The sequence below is a fragment of the Streptomyces sp. 5-10 genome (assembly GCF_014712245.1).
Lineage (GTDB): Bacteria > Actinomycetota > Actinomycetes > Streptomycetales > Streptomycetaceae > Streptomyces > Streptomyces violaceusniger.
Genome location: NZ_JACVYG010000042.1, coordinates 1 through 17885 on the forward strand (window position 1 = coordinate 1; position 17885 = coordinate 17885).

General features: G+C 71.4%; 13 protein-coding genes. 2 read left to right on the top strand and 11 right to left on the bottom strand.

Going from position 1 to position 17885, the window contains the following annotated elements; all coding sequences use genetic code 11:
• Positions 1–47: 47 nt before the first annotated feature.
• From IEJ02_RS34505 to IEJ02_RS34545, 9 genes are all read right to left on the bottom strand, one after another.
• Entirely contained in the window at positions 48–986 is a 939-nt protein-coding gene (locus IEJ02_RS34505; RefSeq protein ID WP_223864965.1) for an ABC transporter permease, read from the bottom strand.
• Positions 983–1810, bottom strand: a complete 828-nt coding sequence (locus IEJ02_RS34510) for an ABC transporter ATP-binding protein (protein ID WP_191068449.1) — start codon at positions 1808–1810, stop codon at positions 983–985. The genes IEJ02_RS34505 and IEJ02_RS34510 overlap by 4 nt, the downstream gene beginning before the upstream one ends.
• 161 nt (positions 1811–1971) lie before the next feature.
• Positions 1972–3921: a glycoside hydrolase family 5 protein gene (locus IEJ02_RS34515; RefSeq protein WP_191068450.1), complete on the bottom strand. Its 1950-nt coding sequence runs from the start codon at positions 3919–3921 to the stop codon at positions 1972–1974.
• 108 nt (positions 3922–4029) lie between these two features.
• On the bottom strand, positions 4030–6300 hold the full coding sequence (locus IEJ02_RS34520; RefSeq protein WP_191068451.1) for a glycoside hydrolase family 3 N-terminal domain-containing protein: 2271 nt from the start codon (positions 6298–6300) through the stop codon (positions 4030–4032).
• Positions 6297–8231, bottom strand: coding sequence for a cellulase family glycosylhydrolase (locus IEJ02_RS34525; protein WP_191068452.1), 1935 nt, complete (start codon positions 8229–8231; stop codon positions 6297–6299). Before IEJ02_RS34525 ends, IEJ02_RS34520 begins: the two co-directional genes overlap by 4 nt.
• Before the next feature lie 135 nt (positions 8232–8366).
• A complete protein-coding gene (locus tag IEJ02_RS34530; RefSeq protein ID WP_191068453.1) occupies positions 8367–9434 on the bottom strand; it encodes a LacI family DNA-binding transcriptional regulator in 1068 nt (355 codons plus the stop codon).
• A gap of 20 nt (positions 9435–9454) precedes the next feature.
• Complete coding sequence (locus IEJ02_RS34535; RefSeq protein WP_191068454.1) at positions 9455–10282, bottom strand: carbohydrate ABC transporter permease; 828 nt, start codon at positions 10280–10282, stop codon at positions 9455–9457.
• A 17-nt stretch (positions 10283–10299) separates the two neighbouring features.
• Entirely contained in the window at positions 10300–11238 is a 939-nt protein-coding gene (locus IEJ02_RS34540) for a carbohydrate ABC transporter permease (protein ID WP_191068455.1), read from the bottom strand.
• Between the two features lie 52 nt (positions 11239–11290).
• Entirely contained in the window at positions 11291–12580 is a 1290-nt protein-coding gene (locus tag IEJ02_RS34545) for an ABC transporter substrate-binding protein (RefSeq protein WP_191068456.1), read from the bottom strand.
• Between the two features lie 401 nt (positions 12581–12981).
• On the opposite strand from IEJ02_RS34545, the gene IEJ02_RS34550 reads away from it, so the two are divergent.
• Both IEJ02_RS34550 and IEJ02_RS34555 read left to right on the top strand, forming a co-directional pair.
• Complete coding sequence (locus IEJ02_RS34550) at positions 12982–14376, top strand: glycoside hydrolase family 10 protein (protein ID WP_191068457.1); 1395 nt, start codon at positions 12982–12984, stop codon at positions 14374–14376.
• Between the two features lie 40 nt (positions 14377–14416).
• The gene (locus IEJ02_RS34555; RefSeq protein WP_191068458.1) at positions 14417–15178 is read left to right on the top strand and encodes a polysaccharide deacetylase family protein; all 762 of its coding nucleotides are present in this window, start codon (positions 14417–14419) and stop codon (positions 15176–15178) included.
• A 78-nt stretch (positions 15179–15256) separates the two neighbouring features.
• Here the strand turns inward: IEJ02_RS34555 and IEJ02_RS34560 are convergent, their stop codons facing one another.
• Both IEJ02_RS34560 and IEJ02_RS34565 read right to left on the bottom strand, forming a co-directional pair.
• Positions 15257–16300, bottom strand: coding sequence for an LLM class flavin-dependent oxidoreductase (locus IEJ02_RS34560; RefSeq protein ID WP_317986000.1), 1044 nt, complete (start codon positions 16298–16300; stop codon positions 15257–15259).
• A 56-nt stretch (positions 16301–16356) separates the two neighbouring features.
• Positions 16357–17700: an MFS transporter gene (locus IEJ02_RS34565; RefSeq protein ID WP_191068459.1), complete on the bottom strand. Its 1344-nt coding sequence runs from the start codon at positions 17698–17700 to the stop codon at positions 16357–16359.
• Positions 17701–17885: the final 185 nt, after the last annotated feature.

The window sequence follows — 17885 nt, forward strand, 5'->3', positions numbered from 1 at the left end:
CCCTTGCGGGACCGCGAAAAACATAACGGGGGAGCCGAGGTGCGGGGTCAGGACTGGGGCCGGCCGCGGTCCCGTGGCGCCCAGGGGGTGAGCCGGCGGCCGATGAACCGGACGAGTTCGGAGAAGACCACGCCGAGCACGGCCACACAGACGATGCCGACGAACATCACGTCGTTCTGGAAGAGGGTCCGCGAGTCGAAGATCAGGTGGCCGAGGCCGTCGTTCGCGGCGATCTGCTCGGAGGCGACGATGACCAGGACCGCCACTCCGGCCGCGACCCGCATGCCGACGAGGACCTGCGGCAGCGAGGCGGGCAGCAGGACGTGGCGGAACATCTGCCAGGGACCGGCGCCGAATACCTGTCCGGCCTCCCGGTGGCCCTCGGCGACGCCCATCACGGCGGCCATGGTGGAAATCCATACGAAGAAGAAGACGGTGGTCGCGACGAGCGCGATCTGGGGTCCCTCGCCGAGCCCGAACATATTGAGGAACACGGGGAGCAGTGCGAGCTTGGGCACGACGTACAGGGCGTCGAGCAACGGTTCCAGCGCCGCGCGGACCATCCGCAGCGCGCCCATCAGCAACCCGAAGAGATAGCCCGCGGCGGTGCCGAGCGCGTAACCGGCGATCACCCGCTTGAGGGTGGCCCATACGTCCGGCCACAGCTTGCCGTCGGCGGCGCGCTGCCAGCCGTCCGCCGCGATCGTGGACGGCGCGGGGTAGATACGCGAGTCGATCCAGCGCTGGTCCGCGGCGAGCTGCCACAGCAGGATCAGCGCGGCGGGCACGGCGAGGGCGAGCGAGAGCTCGAGGGCGCGGCGGCGCCGGTGGGCGTGGACCGGATCGCGCTCCCCCGGTCCGGGGCGCCGCACCAGCAGCGTCGTCTCGGCGGACCCGCCGTCCCGTTCCCCTTCACCGAGGTGTTCACCAGGGTGTTCACCGGGGCGCGCGGTCCGGGCCGAGGCTGCCGTGTTCTCGCTCGTCATGAGGGGTTCCCCACCGGGTCCGCCGGAGCGGCGGCACCGGCCCCGCCCCGCTGGACCTCGTCGCGCAGGAGTTCCCACAGCTCGGACCGCAGCGCGGCGAACTGCGGGGCGCGGCGCATCGCCCCGGTGCGCGGGCGCTCGAACGGCGGGTGCCGTTCGGCGATCACCCTGCCGGGTCTGGCGGACATCACCACCACCCGGTCCCCGAGCACGATCGCCTCCTCCAGGCTGTGGGTGACGAACAGCGCGGTGGTGCGGGTCGCCTGGCACACCGCGAGCAGCTCGTCCTGGAGGATGGTGCGCAACTGGGCGTCGAGCGCGGCGAACGGTTCGTCCAGGAGCAGCACCTCCGGCTCCACCGCGAGCGCGCGGGCGATCGCCACCCGCTGCCGCATCCCGCCCGACAAGGTGGCCGGGTAGGCGTCGGCGAAGTCGGAGAGGCCGAGCCGGTCCAGCCAGTCCCTGGCCCGTGCGTCGGCGGCCTTGCGTGGCACACGCCGCACATCGAGTCCGAAGCGGACATTGGCCAGCACGGTCTTCCAGTCGTAGATGCCGTAGTCCTGCGGGATCATCGCGGCCGGGTGCCGACGGCGCGCGCGGATCTCGACCTCGCCACCGCTGGGGCGGACGAGTCCGGCGACGATGCGCAGGAACGTGGACTTGCCGCATCCGGACGGGCCGACGATGCAGCAGAACTCCCCGTGCCGAATGTCCATATCGAGTGGTCCGAGGGCGTGCACCTGCCGGGATCCGTGCCCGAAGGTGCGGGTCACCGCGCGGGCACGTACTTTCGGCGCGGCCCCGGGTGTGGTGTGCGGCTCCACCCCGTAACTCCTGATCCGTTGAGCGGGTGTCGTGCGACAACGGCTGCGCGCACCGTTTTACGATATGACGGTACGTCAGATTCGGGCAAGGGTGGCGGCGCGAGTGGTGGCTCAGGACAGTCGACAGCTCAGGACAGCCGACAGCTCAGAGGGACGACGGCTCAGGACAGGCGGCGGCACAGCAGCGCGTCCGGGCCCCCGGAGCTGCCCACCCGCGTGGTGAAGGCGATACCGGCGGCGTACTCGCCATCCGCGCACTGACCCTTGGAGGCGCCGTGGGCGAAGTCGCCACCGGCGGCGTCGGCCGGCCGGTTGTCGGAGCGGTCGAACCAGACCGTACGTCCCGTGGCGCCCAATGGGGTGCGGGCCGGGGCGCACAGCGCGGCGGACACCCGGTCGCCGCGGCGGCTGTAGCCGATGAGGAACTGGTCCGAGGGACACTGGAACTTGGTGTAGCCGGAGGCCCAGTCGCCACCGGCGGGTACGTACCGTTCGTCCGTGACGACCGTATGGGCGGTACCCGGGGCACGCGGGTCGTCGGCGCCGATGTCGGTGCACAGTCCGCGCCCGGCGGTGTGGCTGAGGCCGATCAGCCGCAGCCCATCGGGGCAGGCGGCCTTGTAGGCGCCCGGATCCCAGTCGCCCCGGCCCCGCTCGATCAGCGACCGCACATGGTCGCCGTGGTCGGTGACGAGCATGCGCCAGGTGGGGACGCGGTCGACGGGCCCGGTGTGTTCGGGCGCGGCCATCAGCCGCTGCCACGCCGGGCCGCGCCAGTCGCCCCGGTCGAGGATTCCGTATCCGCGGCCCGTGGAGTCGTAGCGCAGCAGCGCCCAGTCGTCGTGGCCTTCCCATCCTACGAGTGGCCAGTAGGCGAAGTCGGCGTCACGGTCGGCGAAGTAGTCGGTGATATGGGTGAACCATGCGCGCGGGGCGGTGCCCGTCTCGGCCGATCCGATGCCGAACTCGCTGATCCACACGGGTGCGGTGTAGTGCCGCCCGCTGTCCTCGGCGACGAAGAACGCCTGGTCGGTGAGGGCTCGATACAGCTCCTCACGGCTGAGGTCCTGGTACCGGGGGTCGTGTGTCTCGCCGACGCCGGTGGCGCCGCTGTGGCGCGGGCCGGTGTATCCGTAGAAGTGGGCGGAGTACACCAGCTTGTGGGCGTTGACCAGAGTGTGCGAGAGGGTGCGCGCGGGGGCCAGGGTGGGCCGCTCGTGGGGCAGCCCGTCCACCGGCAGCCCGGTCCAGTTGATGCCCTCGATCACGATGAGGAGGTCGGGGTCGGCCTCGGTGAGGATGCGGTCGGCGGCGCGCTGCGCCGCGGTGTACCAGTCGTGTTCATCGCCCAGACCCCAGTTGGGGTCGTCCAGGACATCGCGGCGCACCTCGTTGTAGAGGTCGGCGCCCACCACGCGTGGTTCGTCGGCGTAACGGCGGGCCATGAAGACCCAGTCGTCGATCCACGCTTGCGTGGACTGGCCGCTGTTCCACCGCTCGTTGCCGTCGATTCCGCAGCACCACCGGGTGGTGTTGGTGTGGTTGTTGAGGATGACGGCGAAGCCGTCCCGGCTGAGAGCGGACACCACGGCGTCGAAGATCTGCAGGGGTGTCTTTCCGCGCAGGTGGGCGTTGGCGGCTACCGCGCTGTCCGGCACGGGCGCCGTGGCGTGGATCATCTCGTTGGAGAACGGCAGCCGGATGCTGTTGATGCCGAGCCGGTGGAAGTCGGCGAGCAGCGTCGGCAGGGGGACCCGGTCCAGGCCGAGGGGGATGCCGGAGGAGTTCTGCCCGGAGTGGTGGTTGGCGGGGTCCTCGACACTGCCGCTCCCCGTCCACGACCCTTGCGCACCGTCCCAGTTGGCGGACTTGAGCCGGAAGCGGTCGCCCTTGGCGTCCACGATGTACCGGCCGCGGGTCGACAGCGGCGGCTGCCAGGTGTCGGCCGCGGGGGCGGTGGCGGAGGTGGCCGGGGCCCTGTCCGGAGCGCTGTCCGGAGCCGTCCGCGCGGCGGGCTGTTGGGCGGTGGCGGCCGGTCCCGGCGCCGTGGCCAGCAGGGCGAGGATCGACGCGATTCCCGTCAGGTACCTGAGTGTTCTCCTGGTCGGCATGCGGCCTTCCCATGGGTGAGCGATGGTGCCCGAACGCGGCTCCGCCGGACCCGGCGCGCCCGGCACCATACTGACGGTCCCTCACATCACCGTCCAGACAGCGTGCGATCAGCTCGGCGGCTCGACCACCAGCCGTGCCCCCCGCGTTTCGGTGGCGCAGGGCCCGGTCTCCAGCAGCAGTTCGCCGGGTTCGACGGCGAGGCCGAGGTCCCGGGTGACGGAGGCGAGGGTTTCGGCGTCGATCGCGAACACGGCGTCGGCCTCCTCCCCCGGCCGCAGATCGAGGCGGACGAAGCCCCGGAGCTCGCGTACGCGGGGCCACGAGTGGCCGCCCGACAGCCGGCGTACGTAGAGCTGCACCGTCTCGCGCACCGGCCGCTCACCCGTGTTGCGCACGGTGACCCGGCAGCTGAGCGTGGGGTCTTCCGGGGTCACGCGGGCACGGGAGAGCCGTGGCGGCTCGTAGCCGACCGTGGTGTACGACAGGCCGTGGCCGAAGGCGTAGCGGGCGGTGGCGGGCTGGTCCACATAGCCGCGGTACCGGTGGTCCTTGGCGTTGTAGAACACCGGCAGCTGCGCGGCCGACCTGGGGATGGACACCGGCAGCCGCCCCTCGGGCCCGGCCGCGCCGAACAGTACGTCGGCGACGGCCCGTCCGCCCCACGGGCCCGGGTACCAGGCGCTCAGCACCGCCGCGGCCTTCTCCGAGAGGTCGGGCAGGGCGTGCGGACGGCCCTGGACGAGGACCACGACGACCGGCACACCCGTGGCCGCCACCGCGTCCAGGAGCGCCAACTGGCCGTCGGGGAGGCGCAGTTCGGCCAGGTCGACGCCTTCGCCGCAGGTCATACCGGCGGAGTCGGCGGAGGTCACGACGGCCGCGCCGTTGGTGTCGAAGGTGGTGTCGCCCGACCGGGCGCTGGACCCGCCCAGGACGAGCACCGCGACGTCCGCCGCTGCCGCCGGCGCGACCGCCTCGGGGACACCGGAGAGGTCGCCGCCGACCAGCTCGCACCCGGGTGCGTAGGTGACCTCGGTGTCCGGCGGGGCGGCCGAGCGGATGCCGTCCAGGACCGTGACATGGTGGGGGCCGGGGCGCTGTGGCGCGGTGTAGTCGCCGATCTGCTGGGCGATGGAGTCGGCGTTCGGGCCGAGGACGGCGATCCGGCGGGCCGAGGGCGTCAGCGGCAGGACTTCCCCGTCGTGGGCGAGCAGGGTGATGGACGCGCGGGCCACGCGTTCACTCAGCTCACGCGGGTCGGAGGGCTGTTCCACGGCGGGCGCGTAGGGCTGCTCGAAGAGGCCCAGGCGGAACTTCAGCGCCAGCACCCGGGCCACGGCGGTGTCCAGGGTCCGCTCCGCGGCGAGCCCCTGGGCCACCGCCTCCGCGAGCCGTGGAAAGCAGGCGTCCCAGAGGCTGAGGTCGCATCCGGCGTTGAGGGCGAGGGCGCCCGCGGCCACCGGGTCGCCCGTGAGCCGGACCAGACGGTCGATGGCGCCACCGTCCGCCATGACGATGCCCTCGAACTCCAGCCGCTCCCGGAGGAGTTCGGTCAGCAGCGGCCGACTGGCGACACAGGGCAGGCCGTCGAACTCGTTGTAGGCCGCCATCACACCCGCCGCACCGGCACGTATCCCGGCCCGGGCCGCCGCCAGATGGATCTCGTGCAGTTCGCGGGCGCCCAGTTCGGTGGCCGCGCTGTTGCGTCCGCCGACCGTGGCCCCCTGCCCGGCGAAGTGCTTGAGCACCACGGCCACGTCGGCCGTGCGCATCCCCCGCACCAGCGCCTCGGTGAGCCGGGCCGCCAGATACGGATCCTCGCCGAAGCACTCCTCCGCGCGGCCCCAGCGCGGGTCGCGCACCAGGTCGAGGGCGGAGACCAGCGCCACGTGGCCACCGCGTGCCCGCACTTCCGCGCCGACCGCGGCCGCCGCGGCCTCGTAGAGCCCGGGGTCCCAGGTGGCGCCCACGGCCAGGTTGACCGGCAGCACGGTTCCGTCCAGGGCCTGGTGGCCGTGGGGCACCTCCTCGACGAGCAGCACGGGTATGCCCAGCCGGGTGTGGTCCACGACGTGCCGCTGCACCGCGTCGGCGACCCGCGCCCCGTCCGCCGCCGTGATGCCGTCGGCGAAGTCGACACCGGACCAGGCGTCGGCCCGCTGGAGCCCGTACAGGGCACCCATCCCGCCGTACGCGGCGACCTCGGCGCGGAAGGCGTCGGTGAGCCGGTGGCCGCCGTCGGTGCGCTCGTAGGCGTGCCAGCCGTACATGCGCTGGTTGACCTGGCCGACCTTCTCGGTGAGCGTCATGCGCCCCAGCAGATCGCGGACCCGCTCCGCCACGGGCGCGGTCGGGTCGCGGTAGAGCTGGTCGGTCACGCCAGCTCCAGGACGCGCACACCGTACGGGCCGAGTGTCACATCCGCCGTCGCCGCGCCGGAGGCCAGGTCGTGCAGCGTTCCCTCGGCGGCGGGGCGGACGGTGACCTCCTCGGGGCTCTGGCTGACCAGCCATACGAAGCGGCGCCCGTCGTCGTGGACGAGGAGGTCCGCGCCGACGTGGGGGCTGTCGACCGTCACCGGGCGGCGGACCCCGGCCACGTCGGCGAGCGCCGCGTACAGCCGGTGGGTCTGCTCGGGGTTGGCGCGGGCGGTGCGGGCGGCCATGTGCTCCAGGGGGTAGGTGGCCAGGACGGTGCGGCCGCGCCCGGTGTCGCGCACCAGCAGGGCGGGCCGCCCGTGGGCGTCGACGGCCACCACCCGGGCGTCCCGCGGAACCACCGGCAGATACGCCCGGCTGTCCTCGTTGCCCGCTACGGGGAAGCGCAGCGAGGTCCCGGCCGTCAGCCCGCCGAAGTCCTCGGTGAACGTCATCTCCAGGACGTCGTCCTCGATGGGCTCGGCCACGCCGTAGGAGAGTTGCAGTTCCACACCGAACAGCCCGTCCAGGTCGTCGAACCAGGGGCCGCGGGTCCCGGGGTGCTCGCCGGAGCAGAACGAGAGGTAGACGGTGGCGCCCGCGTGGGCGCGGCGTTCGAGCTCACGCCGGGTGCGCGTGGTGAGCTGTCGGGTGGCCGGGAGCAGATACAGGGCCGCGTCGCCGGGCAGTCCGTCGGCCTCGCGGGTGAAGCCCACCGGCAGGTCGGCGGCGCGCGTGGCCACATAGCTCTGGTGCAGCGATGTGAAGATCAGTGGCCGGTCGGCGGGCCTGCTGTAGGGGTAGCCACGCTCCAGGAAGGCGGGCACGACCAGCGCCGCGTCCGCGTCGGCGCGTCGGCAGTGTGCGAAGTCCACGTCCTTCAACACCTCGGCGAACGCGGCGAGTTCGAGCAGCGGGGCCTTGGGGGCGCCGGTGTGGTCGGTGATGCCGAAGTGCATCTCGAAGGGGTGGTGGTCGTACGGCGAGCGGTCCCACAGGTCGTCGTAGTCGGTGTTGTTCCAGGCGATCCAGCCCGTGGCCCCGCCCAGCAGCGAGTTGTGCAGGGTCTGCCGGTAGTAGACCGCCGCGTTCTCATCGGACACGGTGTCCGTGGAGAGCCCGAACTCCTCCAGGACGACGGGCTGTCCGGTGACCGACGCCAGTTCGCACTCGAAGGCGGCGCGCAGGTGCTGACGCGGCCGGTCGGTGTCCGAGCGGTAGACGTGCGGGCCCACGAAGTCCACGTACTCGGCGGTCTCGCGCAGCGAGAAGCCGTTGTCGCGGCCGGTGACCTCGATGCCCCACGCGCCGTCGCCGAGGGAGACGGGCTGGGTGCCGCCGGCCGCCCGTACGGCGTTGCACATGGCCTGCGCCCAGGCCGTCACCACAGCGGAGGAGGGCGGATCCACCTGGTAGATACGGCCGTAGCCGGGCATCTCATTGGTGATGAGCCAGCCGGTGACCGCCGGGTGGTCCTTGAAGCGGCGGGTCATCTGGGACACGAACCACGCCTGGCGGCCGACCATCCACACGTCCTCGTAGAGGTCGCGGCCCCCGCGCCAGGCGGGGTCCCAGTTCTCACCCGACATATGGCCGACGATGAAGGTGGGCACCGTGCCCATGCCCGTCTCGGTGTGGGCGTCGAGGAAGTCGCGGAAGCGTTCGCACAGCGTCTCGTCGACGCGGTGGGGCTGTGGGTGGAAGTCGGGCCAGTAGAAGAACGACCGGGTCATCGTCAGGCCGTGCTCGCGCAGCACCCGCAGTTCCGCGCGGACCGTCGTCGGGTCGTAGTCGCGCCACATCAGGGGCCCGCCGGTGCGGGACCAGAAGTTGGCGCCGAGCCAGGGCAGGACGGCGGGGTGGTGGGTGAGCTGGGCGCTGTGGCGTCGCATGGTCCTTCTCGGATGTCGGTGGTACGGGTGGGGGGTGGCCCGGCGCGGGGCCGGGGCGGGGTTCGGGCGGCAGCGGAGGTCGTCGCGGTCGGGGTTCGGGCGTCTGCCGGGGCCGTCGGGGCCGGGGGCCGGGCGTCAGCCAGGGGCGGGTCCGGTGGACTCGCGGACGACCAGCCGCGGCCGGTCCTCGAGCGCCGCCTCCTCGACGTCCTCGCCGCAGCGCGCGAGGAGCAGCCGGGCGGCGGCCGCGCCGACCCGCTGCACCTGCTGGTCGACCGTGGTCAGCCGGGGGTGCAGCCAGCGGCCGAGCGGCAGGTTGTCGTAGCCGACGACCGACAGGTCGTCGGGGACGCGCAGCCCGGCGCGCTGGGCTGCGCCGATGCCGCACATCGCCATGGAGTCGTTGGCGTAGACGATCGCGGTGGCGCGGTCGGCGGCGTCCAGCAGGGCCTGGGTGGCGGCGACGGCGGACACTTCGGTGAAGTCGGTGTGCAGGACCGCGTAGGGCCGCAGGCCCGCCTGCCGGAGGGCGGTTTCGAAGACACCGCCGCGCAGCCGGGTGTGCTTCAGGTCGGCGGGGCCCGCCACATAGGCGATCCGCCGGTGTCCGAGCCCGAGCAGATGGCGTACGACCTCCTCGACGGCGGCGTCCTGGTGGCCGAGGCCGACCCGTGGCACGGCGGCGGCGCGGTCGGGGGGACCGAGCAGCACGGCGGGCAGGCCGAGGCGGGCCAGCAGGGCGGGGCGCGGGTCGTCGGCGCGGGCGTCGGTCAGGACGGCTCCGTCGACACGGCCCTCGGCCGCGAGCCGCTTGTAGAGGGCGTTCTCCTCCTGGGCCCCGGCCACCAGGTGCAGCAGCAGACCGTAGCCGCGGGGCGCCAGTTCGCCCTCGATACCGGTGATCAGCTCGCTGAAGTGGGGGTCCGCGCCGAGCACATCGGTGGGGCGCCGCACGACGAGGGCGAGGGTGCGGGTGCGGGCGCTGCGCAGGGCGGCGGCGGACGCGCTCGGCGACCAGCCGAGCTCCGTCGCGGTGTCCAGGATGCGCTGCCGGGTGGCCTCCGACAGCCGGCCCTTGTCGTTGAACGCCTGGGACACGGCCGCGGTGGACACCCCGGCGGCGGCCGCCACCTGTTTGATGGTGGGGCGCCGCCCCGGTTTCGTGGCGGTCGTGCTCACGCCCTGACCGGCGGGGGTGCTCATACCTTGACCGGCGGCCGTGCTCACGCCTTGACCGCCCCGTTGATGAGCGCCTGCTGCATGCGCTTCTGGAGCACCGTGTAGACGACCCACACGGGGATCAGGGTCAGGACGGTACCGGCGGTGAGGACCCCGTAGTCGGTGCCGGTGATGGCCTTGAGGGTGGGCAGTGCCACCTGCACGGTGCGCTGTTCGGGGTCGGGGCCGATGATGACCAGCGAATACAGGTACTCGTTCCAGAAGGTGAGGAAGTTCAGCAGGAGTACGGTGGCGATGCCGGGCAGGCACATCGGTATGTAGATGTGGCGCAGCACCGTGTAGGTGGACGCCCCGTCCATCCGGGCGGCCTCCTCCATCTCCCGGGGGATGGTCCGCATGAACTGCACCAGGATCACCACCGACAGTGGCATCGCCGTCGCGGGCAGGAAGAAGACCATGAACAGCCGGGTGTGGAACAGCCCGGTGGCGGCGGCGAGCAGGAAGGTGGGGAAGAGCGCCGCGAACGTGGGGACCAGGAAGCCCAGCGAGAAGACCTTCTCCATCGCCGAGGCGAGCCGTCCCGTCGAGCGGGCGAGCGCGAACGCCGCGGGCAGCGCCAGCAGCAGGGTCAGCGCCAGGGCGAGGACCGTCACCAGGGCGGAGTTGACGACGGCCGTGCCCAGGTCGGCGCTGTCGTAGGCGGTGCGGAAGTTGCCGAAGCCGAACGACTTCGGCAGTGCGAAGGGATGGGCGAAGATCTCCTCGTTGCTCTTGAACGCGGAGGCGAGGAAGTAGTAAAGCGGCACGATCAGCAGCACCGCGTAGGTCCACACCAGGATGTGCGCGGGCAGCCAGCGTTTGCCGAGTTTCATGGTGAGCCGCCTTACGGTCAGTAGTTCTGGCGGAACGCGCGGCGGATGGCGAGCAGCCCGACGAGCCCGGCCAGGAAGAGGATGACGCCGACGGTCTGGCTGTAGCCCAGGTCGGCCGCGATGAACGCCTTCTGGTAGACGAGGAACGACAGCGTGGTGGACGAGCTGCCGGGACCGCCCTGGGTGAGCAGCAGCACGTGCTGCGCCGAGCCGAAGAGGGTCCACAGGAACTGCAACATGGTGACGACGCCGACGTAGTCACGGATCACCGGGAAGTGGATGCGCCACATGGTCCGCCAGTGCCCGGCCCCGTCCAGCTGCGCCGCCTCGCCGAGGTCGTCGGGGACGCTGTCGAGCCGGGCGGCGAACAGGACGGCGGTGAAGCCGATCCCGCTCCACACGTCCAGGGCGATGAGGCAGGCCAGGGCGGTGGACGGCGAGGCGAGCCAGGCGTCGGTGAGCGAGCCGAGCCCCACCGACTGGAGCGCGCCGTTGGCCAGCCCGTCCGGGGAGAGCGCCGCGTAGAACACCATGGCCTTGGCGGGGGTGGAGATCAGGCCGGGGATGAACAGCAGATAGCGGATCACCCGGTGTCCGGGTGGCTTCTGCGCCACGTAGTAGCCCAGCATGTAGGCGCACACGATCATGATCGGCAGCGCCACCGCGAGCTGGACGGCGGTGTTGCGCACCGCGTCCCAGAAGACGGGGTCGTCCAGGACCGTACGGACGTTGCCGAGCCCGGCGAACGACACCGGCTGGAGCATGCCCGGCCAGTGCAGGGCGGCGATCACGAAGATGGCGATCACCGGGCCGATCATGAAGACCGCGTACCAGACCAGTGCCGGGATGGCGAGGATCGTGCCGCCCTGCCGGGGTGTGCCGATGCGGCGTGTGGTGACGGGCGGTGCGGGGTGGCGGATCGCGGCCCCGCCCGGGGGCGACGTCAGCGTCGTCATGAGGTGGCTCCCGTGGAGTCGGGCTCGGGATAAGAGCGAACGGGCGGGCGGTTCACGCGGAGCGGTACGCGGTCTCGAGCGCGGCGCGGACCTTCGCGGCGCTGGTGCCACGGGTGAAGGAGGTGCTGGTCGCGGTGATCAGCGGCTGGGCGGCGGCGGGCGGGACGTACACATCGGGCAGCAGGGCCTGGCTCACCGTCGAGCCCAGCCGCTGCGCGGCGGCGACCAGCGGGAAATCGGTGCTGACGGTGTCGGAGCGGAGCGCCATGTCGCGGCCGCTCTCCTTGATGAACCGGGTCACGGTGTCGGGCCGGTACATGAAGCGCAGGAACTTCTCGACGGCGTCGATCTTCTTGGTGCCGTTCGGGCTGATCCAGAACCCGATCAGGGTGTAGGTGCGCAGGATGGTGGGCTTGTCGTGCACGGCGCCGTCGGCCAGTGGCCACCCGCCGACCTCGGTGTGCCGGGCCACCTTCGGCGGCACCTTGGCCAGCGCCGAGGACATCGCCGACTCGATCGCCGCGGCCTGCGTGTTGAACTGCGTGGTCATCGAGTCCGAGGTGAGTCCCTGGGCCTTGTCGGCGAAGACACCCGCGTCGCGCAGTGTCACGAAGTACTCGATGCCCTCGCGGGCGCCCTTGGCCCCGAAGTCCCCCGTGGAGTAGGCGTGCCGGGCCTCGTCCTCGGTGAGGAAGGTCTGGATGATCTGGGCGAGCAGCTTCTGCCCGGTCCAGTCGTTGCCACCGACGGTCACGGGCGCGATCCCCTTGGCGCGCAGCTTGCGGGCCGCGGCGATCAGCTCGTCGCCCGTGGTGGGTATCGCGTCGACGCCCGCCCGGTCCAGCAGGGCCCGGTTGTAGGCGATCGGCCAGTTGGTGGCGAAGTAGGGGAAGGCGCGCACCCGGCCCTTGGCGTCGGTCCACTCGGCCAGCGCCCGCGGGAGCACGCGCCGGCGCAGCCCCCAGTCGTCCAGATAGCCCTTGACGTCGACCGTGGCGCCGACATCCGTCCACGCCAGCGTCTTGTCGTAGAGGTTGACCATGACGACGTCCGGCTCCTTGCGGGCCAGCCGCGAGGTCTCGTAGACCTGCGCGAGGTCGTCGCCGTTGATGAGGTTCTTGACCTTGAGTCCCGGATTCTCCTTGCGGAACCGGTCGAGGGCCGCGAGGTAGGTGGGCGATCCCGGGGCGGTGGTGCCCAGCTGGCTGTGCACGACGAGCGTATCGGGATCGGAGTCCGCCCCGGTGAGTGCGGAGCAGGCGGAAAGGCCGGGCAGGACGGTCGCGGCGGCGAGGCCGGAACCGGCGGCGAGGAAGCCGCGCCGAGTCAGCGGTGAGTGCACTGCGGGGGTCTCCAACCAGGCGGTTAACGAGTGGTTAATCGATCTACCTCGAGGGTGTGAGGAATGTAGGAGCCACTTCGCCTCCGGTCAAGCCCTTGCCGGGACCCAAAGCACACCGCGAAGACCGCCGGGCGAACTCGCAGGCACGACCGATAACACGTCACCACGACACCGAAAACTTTTCGGAGACCGATGGGGAGAGATCCTTTGTGCTGTCGATGACCACGCACACACATCGGAGAGATGCAGATCAAAGGTGAAGCAACACCGGCACCGGCGGAAGTTTCTACCGGAATCATTCCGGAAGAAGCGTTGACGTTGCGTCAGCCCCGCAGCATACTCCGCAGCGATCGTTGCCCATCGGTACACCACTGGCACCCGCCCCCGAAGAAGGGACAGCAATGGTCATCGATTCCCCTCGGGCCCGTCATCAGGAGCCCGGAGATCGCCGTCCTCGGTTACGCGTCCGAAGGGCGTTCAGCCTCGGTGTCGTCGGCCTCCTCACCGCGGCCGGTGTCCTGGCCCTGTCCGGTCCCGCCAGCGCCGCGAGCACTCTCGGCGGCGCGGCGGCGGCCAAGGGCCGCTACTTCGGTGCCGCCGTGGCCGCCAACCACCTCGGCGAAGCCCCGTACGCCACCACGCTGGACACCGAGTTCAACGCCGTCACACCCGAGAACGAGATGAAGTGGGACGCCGTCGAGAGCTCCCGCAACTCGTTCAACTTCGGCAGCGCCGACCAGATCGTCGGCCACGCCCAGGGCAAGGGCATGAAGATCCGCGGCCACACCCTGGTCTGGCACTCCCAACTCCCCGGCTGGGTAGGCGGTTTGAGCGCCAGCGAGCTGCGCTCGGCGATGAACAACCACATCACCAAGGTGATGCAGCACTACCAGGGCAAGATCTACGCCTGGGACGTGGTCAACGAGGCGTTCCAGGATGGCAACAGCGGTGCGCGGCGCAGTTCGCCGTTCCAGGACAAGCTCGGCGACGGCTTCATCGAGGAGGCGTTCCGCACCGCGCGTGCGGCCGACCCCGGCGCCAAGCTCTGCTACAACGACTACAACACCGACGGCCAGAACGCGAAGAGCAACGCCGTCTACGCCATGGTGAAGGACTTCAAGGCGCGCGGTGTGCCGATCGACTGCGTCGGCTTCCAGTCGCACTTCAACAACCAGTCCCCGGTCCCCGGTGACTACCAGCAGAACCTCCAGCGCTTCGCCGACCTCGGCGTCGATGTGCAGATCACCGAGCTGGACATCGAGGGCTCCGGTACGGCCCAGGCCGACAACTACCGCCGTGTCACCCAGGCGTGTCTGGCCGTGTCCCGCTGCACCGGCATCACCGTATGGGGTGTCACCGACAAGTACTCGTGGCGTGCCAGCGGCACCCCGCTGCTGTTCGACAACAACTACGCCAAGAAGCCCGCCTACACCGCGGTGCTCACCGCGCTGGGCGGCACCAGCGGGGGTGGCGGAGGCGGTGGCGGCGGCGCGTCGTGCACCGCGTCGTACTCCGAGACGCAGCGGTGGGGCGACCGTTTCAACGGCCAGGTGACGGTGACGGCCGGATCCTCCGCCATCAGCGACTGGACGGTGACGGTGACCGTCCGTTCCGCGCAGAGCGTCTCCACGACCTGGAACGGCACTCCCAGCTGGGACAGCAGCGGCAAGGTCATGACGATGCGGCCCAACGGCAACGGCAACCTGGGCGCCGGAGCGGCCACCAGCTTCGGCTTCACGGTCATGGCGAACGGGGACTGGTCGGCCCCCGCCATCGGCTCGTGCACCGCCTCCTAGCCGACGGGCAGGGAATCACATCCGCACTTCAGGAGGGACCATGACCGGACGTGGAAAGGCCGCGGCACGACGCGCGGGAACGAGAAGTACCGGGAGGGCGCGGCGGTTCGCGCTCGTCGCCGCGGCCACGGCCGCCCTGGCGGGGTTCTCCGCCGCCCCGGCCCCGGCGGCCACGCACGGCGCGGCGCACACCGAGCGGGCCTGGGCCAACTGCCCCAACGGATACGTGGGTCTGACGTACGACGACGGACCGAATCCGGCGTCGACCCAGGCGCTGCTCAACGCCCTGCGGGCGGGTGGCGCGAAGGCCACCTTCTTCATCTGGGGGCAGCACGCCGACCAGTATCCCGACCTGCTCAGGGCCGAGCAGGCGGCGGGCATGTGGATCGCCAATCACACCACCTCGCACCCCCATCTCACCCAGATCGGCGAACCGGCGGCGTACAACGAGATCGCAGGCGCCCAGAACACCGTCCGGCGCATCACCGGACAGACACCCACCCTGTTCCGGCCGCCCTACGGGGAGACCAACGCGCAGGTCAGGGCCGATGAGGCCCGTCTCGGGCTGACCGAGGTGCTGTGGAGCGTGGACTCCCAGGACTGGAACGGGGCCAGCACCCAGCAGATCGTCCAGGCCGCCGCCTCCATGCGGGCGGGCAGCATCATCCTCATGCACGACGGCGGTTACCAGACCACCGTCGGCGCCGTGCCGCAGATCCTCAGCGGGCTCGCGGCACGGGGGCTGTGCCCCGGCAGGATCACGGCCGGGGCGGGTGGCGGCGCGGTCGTCACGGCTCCCTGAGCGCCGTATCCGGCCGACCGCTTCCGGCCCGCCCGCTGACCGCTTCCGGCGCTTCACGCGGCAGCGGGCGGGTCCGGTTCACCGGCTGACCTCCGGCCGCAGCGCGGGCAGCACCGCCGAGCCGACGCTTTCGATCAGCTCGGTGGGCGGGTCGTAGGAACCGACATGCTGCAGGAACACATCGGTCACCCCGTCGGCGTGCAGCGCGGCGAGCCGTTCGGCGATCTCCTTGGCGGTGCCGAAGAGGCAGAACTCCTGGGCGAAGCGCAGGGCCGCCTCGTCGCTCACCCACGCCGAGCAGATCTCGACGGCCGCGCCCCAGTCCTCGGCGTGTACGAGGTCCGGATAGACCCCCTCCACCCGCGCCGGGACGTCCAGTTCGATCCCGGCGAGGGCGAGGAAGGGCGCGCCGCCGTTCTGGGCGATCGACGCGCAGATCGGCTTGAGCAGCCGGGCTTCGGCCTCCACGTCGTCGGTCACCGCGCAGAACGCCGAGACCGTCAGTGGGGTCGCCGCCGCGGTGCGCCCCGCGGCCTCGGCGCCCTCCCGCACCCGGGCGGTGGCGCTGGCGAGCGTCGTCCGCGAGACACCGCTGAGCAGGATGACACCGTCGGCGATCTCCCCGGCGAGCCGCAGATTGCGCGGACCGCTTGCGGCCACGTGGATCGGTACGCCCGGATCCGGGTCCCGCAGCCGGGACCGTACGCCGTTGAAGTCCCACTCCTGACCCTGGAGCAGCGCCCGCAGCGTGGCGATCCCGGCGCGCAGCTCGGCCCCGGTGCTGGAGCGCATGCCGATGGGGCCGACCGAGCTGTTGCCCACGCCGAGGCCGAGGGTGAACCGGCCGGGGGCCAGCTCGGCGACGCTGCGCGCGGCCGAGGCGACGACGGCCGGGTGCCGGGTGACGAGGTTGGTGACCGCGCTGCCCAGGCCGATCCGTTCCGTGCCCAGCGCGGCGGCGGTCAGGGCCGTGAACACATCCCGCCACAGCAGCTGGGAGTCGGGGAACCACACCTGGTCGAAGCCCAGTTCCTCGGCCCGCCGGGCGGTCAGGGCCAGCCGGTCCACCCGGTCGCACGGCGGTATGCGGACGCCGACGCGTATCCCGCTCTGCTCGTTCACGGTCTCCTCCTGAAGGGCTTGGGGTCAGTGCTTGGTTACGGGGTGTCGTACGGCGTTCAACGCACCTGCGCCGTATCGCCGTCGGCCACGTGCGGAGCCGGAACGCGCGGTGGCTCGGTGGTGTCGTCCGCTTCCCGCAGGAACAGGCCCGCCACCACCGAGACGACCGACATCGCCGCCATGTACACCGCGATGGCCACCCAGCCACCGGTGGTGTGCAGCAGATAGGTGGCGATGTCGGGAGAGAACGCGTTCCCGGCGATCAGCCCGACGGTGAAGCCGACCGACATGCCGGTGAACCTCAGCCGCGCCGGGAAGACCTGCGAGAAGTACGCCGGGACCACGCCGTAGTTGGCGGAGTAGCCGATGAACAGCAGGGTGAAGCCCAGCAGCATCAGCCCGTAACTCCGCGTCTGCAGCAGCGCCAGCCAGGCGAACGGCAGCACGATCAGCGAGGCCGCCCCGGCGAGGAAGACCCTGCGGTTTCCGAACCGGTCCGCCAGCTTTCCGGCGAGCGGTACGCAGACGATGATGACGAGAGTGGCCGGCAGCAGCACGGCGATCATGGTGTCCTTGTCCAGGTGCAGCCCGGTGCGGGCGTACTCCAGGCTGTAGACGGTCGCCAGCGTGAAGGCCACCCCGGCGCTCAGAATCGCGGCGGCCATCAGCAGGACCCGCCCGCCGCACTCGCGGAACACCTCGACCACGGGCAGCCGGTCCACCCCGTTCCGCGCCTTGACCGCTTCGAACTCGGGGCTCTCGTCCAGGCTGAGCCGCACGAAGAGACCCACGCCGACGAGCACCGCGCTCAGCAGGAACGGAATCCGCCAGCCCCATGAGTGCAGCTGGTCGTCCGGCAGCTGGAGCACCGCGAGGAAGACGAGGTTGGCCAGGAGCAGCCCGGCCGAGGTCCCGGTATTGATCAGCGAGCCCCGGAAGCCACGTTTCCCGCGCTCCGCGTGTTCGATGGTCATCAGGACCGCCCCGCCGTATTCGCCACCGACGGAGAACCCCTGGGCGAGCCTGGCGACGATCAGCAGGATCGGCGCCGCGATCCCCACCTGGCGGTAGGTGGGCAGCAGGCCCACCGCGAAGGTGGCGATGCCCATCAGCCCCAACGTGGCCACCAGCGTGGACTTCCGGCCCAGCCGGTCGCCGAAGTGGCCGAACACCACCGCGCCGATCGGCCGGGCCAGGAAGCCGATGGCGAAGGTCGACAGCGAGAGCAGCGTGCCCGTCACCGGGTCCGAGGTGGGGAAGAAGAGCTTGGCGAACACCACGGACGAGGCCAGTCCGTAGATGGAGAAGTCGTAGTACTCGACGGTGGTGCCGATCCAGCCGGCGACCAGCGCCCGGGTGCTCTGATCCCGGCCGGGGCCATGAACATGGGTTGCTGTCATGAGGGTCCTTTGTCCTTCAGGGACGGTCCATGGGGACGGGAGAGGCGGGGCGCCTGCGGCGGGCTGTTCCCCTCCCCGCCCCTTCCCGTAACTGGGGCTCCGCCCCAGACCCCGCTCCTCAAGCGCCGGAGGGGCTGATTTCAGCCCGTCAGGGGGCACCTCCCAGCGGTAGCTGGGGGAGCTTG